Origin of the sequence: Lysobacter enzymogenes (assembly GCF_017168095.1) — a bacterium.
In the GTDB taxonomy this organism is placed as follows: Bacteria; Pseudomonadota; Gammaproteobacteria; order Xanthomonadales; family Xanthomonadaceae; genus Lysobacter; species Lysobacter enzymogenes_D.
Window position 1 is genome coordinate 1 of the sequence record NZ_LXSD01000270.1, and the last position, 13102, is coordinate 13102.

The following is a 13102-nucleotide window of genomic DNA, read 5'->3' on the forward strand; positions in this document are numbered from 1 at the left end:
GCGCCGGTCGCGCGCAGCGCGGCAGCGACTGCGGCCCAGGCGCCCGCGACCTCGCCCGCCGCATCCGACACCTCGCTCGAACAAGCGCGCCGGCTCGCCGACCACGGCGCCTTCGACCGCGCCGCCGAACTCTGCCAGAACCACCTGCGCGCGCACGGCCCCAGCGCCGAAGCGCTGTACCTGAGCGGCCTGATCCACGGCGCCACCGGCCTGGACGCGCGCGCCGAGGACGCCTTCCGCAAGGCGCTGTACCTGCAACCCGACCACACGGAGAGCCTGATGCACCTGGCCTTGCTGCTCGACGCCAAGGGCGACGCCGCCGGCGCGCGGCTGATGCGCCAGCGCGCTTCGCGCCACCGCGGCAGGAGCGGCTGAGATGGCGCGCGAACGCGACGACGCGGGCTCCGCCGTGGCCCGGCTGCTGGACCGGCCGCTGCCGCGCGAGGAGCGGATCGAAGCCGCCGCGCGCCTGGCCCAGGACGCATCGCGGCAACAGCGCGCCAGCGCCGGCACGTTCGTGTTCCGCCTCGGCGAAGAATGGCTGGGCCTGCCGGCCGGGCTGATCGACGAAGTGCTGGAACTGCGCCCGGTGCACCGCCTGCCGCACCGCCGCGACGCGGTGCTGCGCGGCCTGGTCAACGTGCGCGGGCGGCTGACCGTGTGCGTCGCGCTGCCGGCGCTGCTGCAGACCGGCGCACCGGTCGCCGCGCGCGCCGGCGCGATCGCGCGCCGGCTGGTGGTGCTGGCCGCGGCCGAGGGCGCGCTGGCGTTCGAGGCCGACGAAGTCCACGGCAGCCATCGCTACGACGCCGAGGACGTGCGCGCGGTGCCGTCCACCGTCGCCCACGCCCTGGCGCGCTTCGCCACCGGCGTGCTGCCGTGGGGCGAGCGCCGCATCGGCCTGCTCGACGACGGCTTGTTGCTGCACGCGCTGAACCGGCAGATCTCATGAGCAACGATTCCTTGCGCGACCGCTCGCTGCACGACCTGTTCCGCATGGAGGCGGACGGCCAGCGCCAGGTGCTGACCGACGGCCTGCTGGCGCTGGAGCGCAATCCCACCGCCGCGGCCACGCTGGAGGAGTGCATGCGCGCGGCGCATTCGCTCAAGGGCGCGGCGCGCATTGTCGGCCTCGGCGCGGCGGTGGCGGTGGCGCATTCGATGGAAGATTGCTTGGTCGATGCCCAGCACGGCCGGCTGCTTTTGCGGCGCGGGATCATCGACGCGCTGCTGCGCGGGGTCGACCTGCTCGGCCGCATCGCCGACACCCCGGCCGAGGCGGCCGGTGCCTGGGCCGGCGAAGACGGCGCGCCGGTGCTGGAATTCCGCGCCGCGCTGGCCGCGGCATTGGCCGCGCCGGCATCGGAGCCGGAGTCGGCGACCCACACGACGCCGGCTCCCGCCGCCATCGAAACCGACCCCGCGCCCGCCGAAGCGCCCGCCGAGGAAGGCGAAGAGCGCGTACTGCGCATCGCCGCGCGCAACCTGCACCGCATGCTCGGCCTGGCCAGCGAAGCGCTGGTGGAATCGCGCTGGCTCGATCCCTACATCCGTTCGCTGGCGCGGGTCAAAGAACTGCAGCGCCGCTCCGCGCTGGCGCTGGACCGGCTGTCCGAACGCAACGCCGGCCTGTCCGCCGATCCGTCCTCGGCCGAACTGCTCGCGCGCGCCCAGGCCGACCTGGCCGAGAGCCAGCGCCTGCTCGGCGAACGCGTCGCCGCGCTGGACGCGTTCGACCGGCGCCTGGCCGGCGTCGCCCACGGCCTGTACGACCAGGCCCTGGCCAGCCACATGCGCCCGTTCGCCGACGCCACCCGCGGCTTCAAACGCATGGTCCGCGACCTCGCCCGCGAGCTCGGCAAGGAAGCGCGGCTGGAGATCGTCGGCAGCCGCACCCCGGTCGATCGCGACGTGCTCGCGCGGCTGGAAGCGCCGTTGGGGCATCTGCTGCGCAACGCCGTCGACCACGGCATCGAGGCGCCGGCGCAGCGGCTGGCGCGCGGCAAGCCGGCCGAGGGCGAAATCCGGCTCGAAGCGCACCACGTATCGGGCCGCCTGGAAATCAGGATCGGCGACGACGGCCAGGGCATCGACGCCGAACGCATCCGCCGCGCGGTCATCGCGCGCGGCCTCGCCGACGAAGACACCGCCCAGCGCTTCGGCCACGACGAACTGCTGGAGTTCCTGTTCCTGCCCGGCTTCAGCCTGCGCGACACGGTCACCGACATCTCCGGCCGCGGCGTCGGCCTGGACGCGGTGCAGAACATGGCCAAGCAGCTGCACGGCAACGTGCGGGTGTTCTCGCAGCCCGACCAGGGCACCCGCTTCCAGTTGCAGTTGCCGCTGACCACCTCGGTGCTGCGCGCGCTGGCGGTGGACATCGCCGGCGAGGCCTATGCGTTTCCGCTCGCGCGCATCGTCGCCACCGCGCTGGTCTCGCGCGAACAGGTGCGCTCGCTCGAGGGCCGGCAGTATTTCGAACTCAGCGGCCGCGAGATCGGCCTGGTGTCGGCGCGCCAGGTGCTGGAAGGCGGCGACGGCGCCACCGCCGGCGCGCAGTTGCCGGTGGTGGTGATCGGCGGCGCCCACGGCGAGCATCTGTACGGGCTGGCGGTGGATCGCTTCGGCAGCGTGGTCGAACTGGTGGTGCAGGCGCTCGACCCGCGCCTGGGCAAGGTCAAGGACATCGCCGCCGGCGCCCTGCTCGACGACGGCACGCCGGTGCTGATCGTCGACACCGACGACCTGCTGCGCTCGATCGAGCGCCTGGTCGCCACCGGCCACCTCGCCCAGCTGCGCCCGCAGGACAGCGCCGCCGCGGCGCAGCGCAAGCGCGTGCTGGTGGTCGACGACTCGCTGACCGTGCGCGAACTGCAGCGCAAGCTGATCGAAACCGCCGGCTATGCGGTGGAAGTCGCGGTCGACGGCATGGACGGCTGGAACGCGCTGCGCCTGGGCCGCTTCGACCTGGTCGTCACCGACATCGACATGCCGCGCATGGACGGCATCGAGCTGGTCGAGTTGATCAAGAAGGATCCGCACCTGCGCGCGCTGCCGGTGATGATCGTCTCCTACAAGGACCGCGAGGAGGACCGCCGCCGCGGCCTCGACGCCGGCGCCGACTTCTACCTCAGCAAGGCCGGCTTCGACGAAGACGCGCTGATGCAGGCGGTCGCCGATCTGATCGGAGCGCCGCTGGCATGAGCCGCGCGCACCCAAACCCCATGCATCACCCAGGAACCGCCCGCGCGTGAGAATCGGCATCGTCAACGACCTGAGCATCGCCACCGAAGCGCTGCGGCGCGTGCTGGCGCGGCGCCCCGACCACCGCGTAGCCTGGGCCGCGGCCAGCGGCGCCGAAGCGGTGGCCTGCTGCGCGCGCGACACGCCCGACGTGGTGCTGATGGACCTGGTGATGCCCGGCATGAACGGCGTGGAAGCCACCCGCCGGATCATGGCCGACAGCCCGTGCCCGATCCTGGTGGTGACCGTCAGCGTCGGCGCCAACGCCGCGATGGTGTTCGAAGCGATGGGCCACGGCGCGCTCGACGCCACCGACATGCCGTCGCTGGGCAGCGACGACGACAGCGGCGCGGACAAGCTGCTGGCCAAGATCGACCTGATCGGGCGGTTGTCGGCGGCGCCGGTGCGCGCCGTGCTGCTGCGCGCGCCGGCGCCGGCGTCGGCGCGCAAGCTGCTGGCGATCGGCGCCTCGGCCGGCGGCCCGTCGGCGGTGGCGCGGGTGCTGGAAGGCCTGCCGGCGGATTTCGCCGGCGCGGTCGCGGTGATCCAGCACATCGACGAGAAATTCGCCCCCGGCATGGCCGAATGGCTCGGCCGCTACTCGCGCCTGCCGGTCGCCATCGCCGCCGCCGGCGACGGCCTGCAGCCCGGCCGGGTGCTGCTGGCGGCGACCAACGACCATCTGACGCTGCGCGCCGACGGCCGCCTGGACTATGTGCGCGAACCGGCCGAACTGCCGTACCGGCCCTCGGTGGACGTTTTCTACAAGAGCGTCGCCGTACACTGGCGCGGCCCCATCGTCGGCGTGCTGCTGACCGGGATGGGCCGCGACGGCGCCGCCGGCCTGCGCCTGCTGCGCGAGCAAGGCCACCACACCATCGCCCAGGACCAGGCCTCCAGCGCGGTCTACGGCATGCCTAAGGCCGCCGCCGAGCTCGACGCCGCGGCCGAAATCCTGCCGCTGGACCGCATCGCCGCGCGCCTGCGCGACCTCTTCGCCCAGACTTCCAACCCCAGCCCATGAGCGATCCCATCTTCCCCGGCCCGAACGAACCGCATCCGCACCTGCGCCAGCACCGGCTGGTGGTGCTGCTGGTCGACGACCAGCCGATCATCGGCGAAGCCGTGCGCCGCGCGCTGGCCAGCGAGGCCGACATCGACTTCCACTACTGCGCCCAGGCCGCCGAAGCGGTGGCCGCGGCCGAAGCGCTGCGGCCGAACGTGATCATGCAGGACCTGGTGATGCCCGGCGTCGACGGCATGACCCTGGTCCATCACTACCGCATCCACCCGGTGCTGAAGAACGTGCCGGTGATCGTGCTGTCGAGCAAGGAGGACGCGGTGGTCAAGAGCCAGGCCTTCTCGACCGGCGCCACCGACTATCTGGTCAAGCTGCCCGATTCGATCGAGCTGATCGCGCGCGTGCGCCACCACGCCCGCGCCTACCTCAACCAGATCGAACGCGACGAGGCTTACCGCGTGCTCAGCGAGCACCAGCAGCGCCTGCTCGAGCTCAACGAAACCCTGCGCCGGCTCAGCGACGTCGACGGCCTGACCGGCCTCAACAACCGCCGCTACCTGGATTCCTATCTGGAAACCGAATGGCGCCGGGCGCTGCGCGAAGGCGCCGACTTCGCCGTGCTGATGCTCGATGTCGACAACTTCAAGCTCTACAACGACTACTACGGCCACCTGGCCGGCGACGAAGTGCTCAAGGACGTCGCCGGGGTGATGCGTCGCACCGTGCAGCGCCCGGCCGACCTGACCGCGCGCTACGGCGGCGAGGAATTCACCGTGGTGCTGCCGGCTACCTCGGCCAGCGGCGCGCTGCAGCTGGCCGAACAGATCTGCGCCGGCGTGCGCGCGCTGTCGCTGCCCAACCGCGCCGCGCCGTCGGGGCTGGTGACCGTCAGCATCGGCGTCGCCGCGTCCTCGCCGGCGCAGGGCGAGCGCTACGCGCCGTTGCTGCGGGTCGCGGACATGGCCTTGTACGAGGCCAAGCGCGCCGGCAAGGATCGCGCGGTGTATCGGGCCAAGGACGACTGATTCGGGCCTGTCTCGGCGCAGCTCGCACGCAACGCGCTTGTAATCCGCGCAACGCAGCGCAGCGCGAAACGCGACGTCGCCGCCTGGCGGGCGATTCGTGCGAATGTCCAGCCCATCGATAGCTGCCTGCCGACAGCTGCCTATCCACGGCTGCCGATCGACGAACGACTCGAACGCGCCGCGACGATGCGCACGCCCGAGCGGATTCCGCGGCGCTACTTGCCTCGCCCCTTCTCGATGCACTGGAGATGGCGCGCGTAGGAACCTTTCCCCGTCTCGGGATCGTAGGCCACGTTGTGGCATTCGACCTTGCGCTTCTCGGCGACGCTCGCCCACATGTCCTGCAGCTTCGCATAGGCGGCGGCTTCCGCCTCGCCGCACTTGAAATTCTTGTCGAAGTCGCCGCCGGAGACCGCGCGGCAATGCATGTCGTAGTTGTAGGTCGGGAGCGCTTCCGCGCTTCTTCCCACCCCGGGCACCGCCGCCAGCGCGGCCACCGACAACACCCACACCGAGCGCATGACGTCCATTAGCGTTCTCCAGAACCGACGATGGCGCCGCGATCCGGCGGCTCCCTCAGGATCGCCGGCTCCGGCGTAGCAGACTAAACCAAGGATCGTGCGGGACTTCAACCTGACGATGGGCCTGTGGGCCATTGCGGTACGGGCAAGACTTACGACGATCCCGATCGCGCTACTGATTTACTGCACATCGGATGCATAAGAATCGGCTCATCAGCACCAGCGATCCGCTCGCTACAAGCAAATGAACCACCTCCATCGCGGCTTCGAGCGGCCCCTTTTTCAGTGACTCGCCCGCTCTCCATCGCCAGCACCGCTGCATAAGAAGCGCGGCATTTCCGTGGACAAATCGCTTCAGTCCAAAACCGGAGCGATGATCGACCCAGCCGAACAGCAGACCTCGAAACACATCGGCATAGCCGAGGAAAGAACGAGAGGGCCGTTACGACAAAACAATCCAGCCACGTCCTCTGTCCCTCTCCCGGATTGTTGCGACCGGCCGCAACGCCGGTTTCGACTCAAGCGTTCGCCCCAGCCTCGCTCGTCCGAAATGCGCCGCAGCGCCCAAAACCGCGCGCCCGGGGGCGCCCGGTGGCACCCGCCGGCGGCGCTCTGCGTTGTTCTCGCTGACCGGCCCGAAACGGGCCCGCCGCTGGCCCGGCGCACCGACCCGGCGTCCACGCCGTCCATCGATCACAGGGGGTGATGCATGGGAATCCTCAGGCCGCGCGCCTATCCGACCAAGCTGTTCCTCAACGCCGCCGACCACACCTACGTGGAGTGCGGCAGCGGCGGCAAGGCCTGGGGCTGCTGGGGCGGAAAATCCGGCGGACACATGCTGCGCCAGGCCGCGGGCAGCACCCTGCGCGCCGACGCCATCGCCGGCAAGCTCGAACGCGCCGGCATCGCCTGCTACCTCATCAACGGCGTCTGCCACCAGGCCGCCAACCGCGTGCTGCTGCCGGCCACGATCACCGTCGTCGGCGCGCGCGGCTACTCGCTGTCGAGCGCGATCTTCGGCGTCTACGGCCGCCCGCGCGGCCCCCTGGGCGCCTGCGCGGCGCCGTTCGACCAGCACGTCGGCGTCAGCGGCGAGTTGCCCGCCTGCCTGCAAGGCCCCGCGGACGATTACCTCGAACCGACCCTGCTCAGCGAGGACGACCCCGCGCGCGGCCCGGACGATTTCGCCGATCCCGTCTACATGGCCGCGGTCGACGAGCTCTACCAGGACCGCTTCGTGCGCGCGCTCGACGACAACGTCGACGCCTACGGCTTCCAGATGGAGCACTTCGCCTTGTTCGTCGAGCACAAGCAGCGCACCACGCCGCTGGCGCTGACCGTCCCCGCGCGCGACAGGGTGATGGCCGCGCGCAGCGACTTCGAGAAAGACCGCATCGAAATCGAACAGGCCCTGGCCTCCTCGCGCGACGCCGCGGCCTTCGTCGACGCCTTCGACGCGCTGACGTTGCGGTTCCAGGACGACGCCGCCGACGCGCTCGGCGAAGACGACTATCGCCACCTGCTTGACCTTTGGCCGGAAGAGCGCATCGTGTTGTCCGACCCCGATATCGTGGCATCGGCGTATGGCCTCAACCTCTCAGGACCGGCGGCTGGCTGATTTCGGCCCGAAGCTGAGCCGGGACGAATACGAGCGCCGCATCGTCGCCCTGCACGAAGGCGCACCGTCGCTGCCCGGCGAAGACGCCGAACGCCGCACGCGGCGCGGCGAACTTGACCTGCTGATCGACCACCGCCTCGGCCAGCGCTTCCCGGATTCGCGCCGGGAAGCGTTGTGGCGGGCGCAGCAGCGTCTGGACAAGCGCAGGATCTGGCATCTGCTCGCGGGCGTGCTCGCGCATCCGCGCGATCCGTCGGCGGCGGTGGCGCGGGCGCAGGTGCGGGGGTTCGCGCAGGTGCTCGGGCGCGAGGAGCTGGGCGAGTTGCTGGATCTTTCGCCTGAGGATCTACAGCGCCTGCTGTGAGCGCGCAGCGCTGCGTCGGCAACGATGCCGCGGCAACCGAGGGAACGCGCGGTAGGCACCGTTTGCTCGCGAGTTACCCAGTCGCTGCGGATCTCGGTTACATAGTCAACTTCGGCCCGCCTTGGCTTGGACCTTCCATCGCTTGGTCCTGTGCCTGAGCCTGCTGTTGGGCTTGCTGTCGATTGAGCGCTTCGACGCGGTCCAGGCTCCGCTCTGCCGGCACCTGGGCTGCGGTATTGGCCTCCACCGCAAGATGGTGATGCGGACCCGCCGGCCCATGCGGCGAGGCATAACCGATAAGGTTAAGCGTGCCATCCGCCCCCTTGCCGATGACCGCCCCGGAAAGGTTCTGGCCTACCGCAGGATCGGCCTTCACTGCCGCCAGACCCGCGGCAGCAAGGTTGCGGGCTTCAGTCTGGCTCCAACGGCCCTCAGCCTGGGCGGCACGGTGGAACATCTCGAAGGCCGGTTGGTCGGGATGGCCAGGGCTGTCCGCACGAAACACTTGGGCAGGGCTCTGGACTTGAGGGGAGCTGTCCAGCCTGTGCGAGTTTTCAGCTGCAGATTGGATCTGGGTGTGCGACACGCTTTCGTATTCGCGCCGACCGTTGCTCGTGTCCACATACGAAAACGAACGCCCGTTGCCGCCCAGGTCCAAGCCTGCACGCTCGATGCGGTTGGGATCGAGCTTCAAGGTTGCCATGTCGAGCTCGATGGCGGGCACATGCATCGTGGTGCCCTTCGCGTAATCGCTGAGCTCGCTGGCCGCCATCTTCATGACATAGGTGCCATGGATGTCGCGGTAGCTGCTGTCGCCATGCTGGCCGATGCTTGCCCCTGGATCGCTGTAGCACGCCGCTACGGCCTCAATGGCGGGGCTGGTGCGAAACTGCTTGCCGATTATCTGTATGCCAGCGGGCGACAGGGTGATGCCGGGAGCGAGCATGCCCTTGTCGACACAAGGGGTGGACAGATCCGCCCGGCGCAGAAACTCGGCCCGATCAAAGGTGCCATCGGTGCCGGTCGTGCGACTGGCCAAGGCATTCATCCCGACGAGTTCAGCCATCGCCTCGTTGCGGCGCATGAAACCGACATAGCGGTTCGCCGGCCCGGTAAGGTCGGCAGCGGTTCCGTCTTGGGACGCGGTCCGAATGGTCTCGCCCATGTTGTAGCGCAAAGCGTAGCGCTCGCGCTCCGAGGCGTCTGCAAGCAGCGCATGGCCGGCTTCGTGGCCGATGACCACGGCCAAGTTATCTCGCCTGGCGGAGGTGTTATCGAAGCTCTTGGCGTCGAAGTTGCTGGTGTTGAGATGGATCGTGCCGGTGCGCTGCTGGTAGTGGCCGGACTGGAAGGGTTCGTTAGTCATATCCAGGTGCTTCAGCGAGCCGTTTCCGATCGCCGCCACCATGACGTTGCTGAGGTAGGGGGAACTGGCGATCGTGGCTTCGATGTCGGCAACGGCGGACGGCGGCAGCCCCTTCTTCTGGGCGAGCTCCTCAATGAGCGGGCGGATCTCGGGGCGCAACTGACTCACGCTTCATCCTCGGGCGTGTTGGCATTGATCCGGACCTCCTGGATACAGCCGGTGCCGCCAGGGGCCAATTGGGCCGAAACCACAAAGACAATTCCACCCGGGGTCGGCGCGGAGCGATATAGAGCCCGCTGACTTCCGTCGCGTTGACGCACGCCCTCCGTGGCGCTGTAGCCCCGGGCGCTGAGATGCTGGCGCAACTTGTCGAGAGCGAACAAACAGCCCTCCTGGCCAGAGCGAGGTTCCAGGGACAGGCCGATCGTCCATTTGCCAGGTCGCTCCCGATAAAGCGTGTTGACCCAGAGGGCGTAGGACCCGTGTTCGCCCAGGTCGCCGCGGGCCGCTTGCTCGCTGCCGGCCGGGTGCAGGTCCAGACCGAGAGTCTTGGCGACCTGGGGCGGCTCCAGATCGCCACGTGATCTGAGCCCGTCAATGAGCTGGAAAATGCGCCCGATCCATTCCTCTGGCTTGAGGGGCGGCCCGAGAGGGACTGTAGCCGTTGGCTGCGCGGGCGCGGACGCACTTTGGGTAGCAGATTGCTCAGCGATCTGGTCGAACCGAGCTGCAGCGCGTTCGGCCGCGGCCTCGCCGTCGATGGGAGCGCGGATAGTTGAAGTCATGGGGGCGTCCTTGTCCTGGTCCGAAGAGGCCTGGGCCGGTGGTTGGGAGCAGCCGGCCAGAACGAGCCAAGCCAGCCCAATGCTTGTGTGACGTATCCAGCGTTGCAAGGTCATGAGTGTGACCCCGTATTCCTAGCGTCTCGCCGTGAATTGGTGACTCTGGCCAGACAGGTCCTAGGGCAAGGTATCTGGTCTTGGATGCAGCCAGTCCTTTTCATGCGTTCTCCACCTAGGGACACCAAAGATTAAACCCACTGCCTTTTGAAGTATTAATTACCACCGCCACACTCTGTATCGCTCGCGTCACTGCGACATAGAACATCGATGCCAGTAACGGTTCCAGCGCCTTTCCCTCCAACAGGAATTTCTTGATTTCGCCCGTGGGCACAATCAGAACCCGCTCAAAAGTTGCACCTTTAGCTACGCGGAAATTCATGTAATCGAGCGTGAACGCCTTCCCGCAGTTCGCGTTGTAGCGAAGACACTGCGGCTGGAACTGCGCAACATACGCCTGCACATGCTCAGATCGAACGAGGAATACCCCGTCGTGCCCCGTGACCCTTTCGTTCAATGATTTCGTTGCGGGGAAGCCCCACGACTTGTCAAAGATCGAATCAGAAAAAGTGGCAATGGCTTGGTTGCAGCGCCACGTTTCAACACTCTCCGCAATGGTCAACCGCCCCGCAGTTTCATGCTTCCGAAACCATTTGATGGCTTCCGCATATGCATATTTTTTGTTCTTTGTGCCTCGCGGATAGGTGGACAGCACGGACTGCCGAATGTCCCCAACCATGCGGATTTCGATATCAGACTCAAGCAGTGCATCTAGGATCTCCCAGTCGTATCCACTGAGATCCTGCACCTCATCAATCAAGATTTCGTCGTAAATCCCTTCAAGCCGCCGGATCAAAGCCCCACCTGTCTCGCCTATCAGCTCAAAGGCCAGCCGCCCCAACTCTGCGCGGTATACAGCATCGCTTTTACTCAAAAAGCGGGCCGCGCCAACCGCCATTAGGTTCGGCCCGCCTTCAAAGATGAAGCCGTTCACCCGCTTGCTGGCGAACTTGTAGCGGAGAAACGGGCGCGCGAAGTCGCGCAGCAAAAACGAAAACCAGCCCAGCACTTCGATATTGAGGTGCCCGCCGGCGTATTGGGACAAGCGTTGCCGCAACTCGTGTTGATTGAGTCCCGTATAGGTCAACACCAACACCCGCCGCTCTTTCGGAAGCGCGGCGCAGTGCTCGACCAGCCCTTGCGTTTTCCGCGAGCCGGCAACAGCGAGTGTCAGGTATTTAGCCATGAATGAACGTGGCTGCGGCGCTCATGTAGGCAGGTGCAATAAGCTTGGTTTTGGAGCTTGCGATCCGCAGCGCGCCTTCGGTCTTCTCCCTTGTCATCCATGTGCTGAGATCGGCTGCCGGTGTGATACCTAAGACCTTGCGCAAAGCCGCTTCACCATTGCGCGCGACGAGTTGAGGCTCCAAGGTCGCCCCCTCCCCAAGCCCGCCTATGAATAGCTCGCGACGCCCATCCTCCAACCACTGCGCCACCGGAGCGCGCAAATCATCGTGGGCATGTCCGTCGTTGTCGCGCAGCACCGCCACCTGCTTGCCCAAAGCCGCACACAGCTCCAAGCATCGCGCAATAGACAATCCACGCATGCTGATGACATCTATGCCTAGTTCCATCGGCCTTTTGCCAAACATGTCGCAGAAGAACCGTTCAAAGACAATTTCATCCGAAGGCCCTTCGACCAGCACTATCTTGCTGGCCAGCGCTATGCGCAACGTGTCGTAGCCCGGTAGCTTTTGGAAATACTTCACCGTCTCGCCGTCAAGATCCGAAATCTTGCTGTAGGAGTCGTTGCCCACCAAAAGCAGCGCCCCAAGCCCAAGTCGGTTCAGCACAAATGAGCTGTGCGTGGTGACGAAGACCTGCTGCTCTTCACCAATCATTTCCCCCATGCGGGAAATGAGTTGCGCCAAGCTGGTGTGTGAGAGGTGATTCTCCGGCTCTTCCACCATCACGAAGTTGGCACTTGTGGAGTGACGGCTCATCGCCAACGCGATCTTTATCGCGGCCTGCTGCCCTTGCCCTGACATCGAGAATGGCACGTCGTTGACGTGTGGCGTCACAACACCTTCCCAAGAGGAGCGGGCGGACTGATCCATCGCCAGAGAAATCGGATGCCCATGTGGCGAGGTGTGCTGTTCGCTCAGGCGATCGTTGACACCCTTGAGCCTTGCACTCATGTCCACCTTGACTTGGCGGTAGGCCACGGCGATGGCTGCACGTTCCGCAGGTTCTAAGCTGTATCCCAGTATTTGGCGTAGATGGTGGTCCACGCCTGAGGACGACCGAACTGTTCGAGAGTCGATGAGCGCAGTCGAAAGCTGTTTTGGGCGCGCGTAAAGCTGCTTGTCGGCAAACGACCGCCACTCGTGCCTGTAGTATTCAACAGGCAGCAAATGAGACGGGACCTTGGCCCACGCCTGCAGGTCTTCCAAGTATTCAGGGTTGGGCTCGATCCCCAGCGACACGCCCGGACAGGCTTTGACGGGCAAATCGCTGTTGACCGCGCCGAGCAACTCCTGAAGCTCTGGGCGGTCCTCCAAATAGACTTCAATGAGGATTTTGGGGAACGGTGCGGCCTCACCCTGCAAGCGGCGCTTTACGAAATTCGCAACGATCTCTGTATTGAACCAATACGGATTGAGCTCTTCCGCCACACCTCGCCCGTTGATGCGCCCGGTCAATGCCAGCGTCAACACCTCAATCAATGTGGACTTTCCGGCCTCGTTGGCGCCAACGATCAGGTTGAGCTTCTTGTTCGGTGCAAGCTCGAACTTCTTGTAGATTCGATAGCCATAAATCTTAATTTTGGTGATCACGAGACATCATCCGTATGCCTGGGCCGTCACTCCCGCCGCCTGCCGCGATCCTAGCGCTCAAACCTCAGCTCTTGCAAAGAGCTTTCGACTTCAGTGTCGCAAGTGTCCGGGGCAAGGCGCGCGAGGGCCTTTACAATTCGACGGCCGATTTTTAACCCGAATTCATGCGTCAGTCGGTGCAACGACTAGCACACCTCGCCTTCCTTAAAGATTGGCTCAGATACCAGACGCTTGAGACAACCCCGCCGGGCGCCTCGCGGAGCCTCTC

Annotated in this window: 12 protein-coding genes; 7 read left to right on the top strand and 5 right to left on the bottom strand. The window is 66.4% G+C overall.

Annotated elements, in window-relative coordinates; genetic code table 11:
• From A7A76_RS07805 to A7A76_RS07825, 5 genes are all read left to right on the top strand, one after another.
• Positions 1–375, top strand: a 375-nt coding sequence (locus tag A7A76_RS07805; RefSeq protein WP_206410668.1) for a hypothetical protein, incomplete at its 5' end; no start/stop codon positions are given.
• A gap of 1 nt (position 376) precedes the next feature.
• Complete coding sequence (locus tag A7A76_RS07810; RefSeq protein WP_206410669.1) at positions 377–952, top strand: chemotaxis protein CheW; 576 nt, start codon at positions 377–379, stop codon at positions 950–952.
• A complete protein-coding gene (locus A7A76_RS07815) occupies positions 949–3204 on the top strand; it encodes a hybrid sensor histidine kinase/response regulator (protein WP_206410670.1) in 2256 nt (751 codons plus the stop codon). The genes A7A76_RS07810 and A7A76_RS07815 overlap by 4 nt, the downstream gene beginning before the upstream one ends.
• Positions 3205–3250: 46 nt before the next feature.
• On the top strand, positions 3251–4267 hold the full coding sequence (locus A7A76_RS07820; protein WP_206410671.1) for a chemotaxis-specific protein-glutamate methyltransferase CheB: 1017 nt from the start codon (positions 3251–3253) through the stop codon (positions 4265–4267).
• The gene (locus A7A76_RS07825; protein ID WP_206410672.1) at positions 4264–5289 is read left to right on the top strand and encodes a diguanylate cyclase; all 1026 of its coding nucleotides are present in this window, start codon (positions 4264–4266) and stop codon (positions 5287–5289) included. Before A7A76_RS07820 ends, A7A76_RS07825 begins: the two co-directional genes overlap by 4 nt.
• A 215-nt stretch (positions 5290–5504) precedes the next feature.
• Here the strand turns inward: A7A76_RS07825 and A7A76_RS07830 are convergent, their stop codons facing one another.
• Entirely contained in the window at positions 5505–5819 is a 315-nt protein-coding gene (locus A7A76_RS07830) for a hypothetical protein (RefSeq protein ID WP_206410673.1), read from the bottom strand.
• A gap of 700 nt (positions 5820–6519) precedes the next feature.
• Between A7A76_RS07830 and A7A76_RS07835 the strand changes: the two genes are divergently transcribed.
• Both A7A76_RS07835 and A7A76_RS07840 read left to right on the top strand, forming a co-directional pair.
• Complete coding sequence (locus A7A76_RS07835) at positions 6520–7428, top strand: hypothetical protein (RefSeq protein ID WP_206410674.1); 909 nt, start codon at positions 6520–6522, stop codon at positions 7426–7428.
• Positions 7394–7792, top strand: a complete 399-nt coding sequence (locus A7A76_RS07840) for a hypothetical protein (protein ID WP_206410675.1) — start codon at positions 7394–7396, stop codon at positions 7790–7792. The genes A7A76_RS07835 and A7A76_RS07840 overlap by 35 nt, the downstream gene beginning before the upstream one ends.
• 97 nt (positions 7793–7889) lie before the next feature.
• Here the strand turns inward: A7A76_RS07840 and A7A76_RS07845 are convergent, their stop codons facing one another.
• The 4 genes from A7A76_RS07845 to A7A76_RS26035 form a co-directional block, all read right to left on the bottom strand.
• Complete coding sequence (locus tag A7A76_RS07845; protein ID WP_206410676.1) at positions 7890–9326, bottom strand: hypothetical protein; 1437 nt, start codon at positions 9324–9326, stop codon at positions 7890–7892.
• Positions 9323–9943 (bottom strand): hypothetical protein, encoded by a 621-nt coding sequence (locus A7A76_RS07850; protein ID WP_206410677.1) that lies wholly within the window; start codon positions 9941–9943, stop codon positions 9323–9325. The genes A7A76_RS07845 and A7A76_RS07850 overlap by 4 nt, the downstream gene beginning before the upstream one ends.
• A gap of 229 nt (positions 9944–10172) precedes the next feature.
• A complete protein-coding gene (locus tag A7A76_RS07855; RefSeq protein WP_206410678.1) occupies positions 10173–11243 on the bottom strand; it encodes a UvrD-helicase domain-containing protein in 1071 nt (356 codons plus the stop codon).
• Entirely contained in the window at positions 11236–12834 is a 1599-nt protein-coding gene (locus tag A7A76_RS26035; protein WP_206410679.1) for an AAA family ATPase, read from the bottom strand. The genes A7A76_RS07855 and A7A76_RS26035 overlap by 8 nt, the downstream gene beginning before the upstream one ends.
• Between the last annotated feature and the right edge of the window lie 268 nt (positions 12835–13102).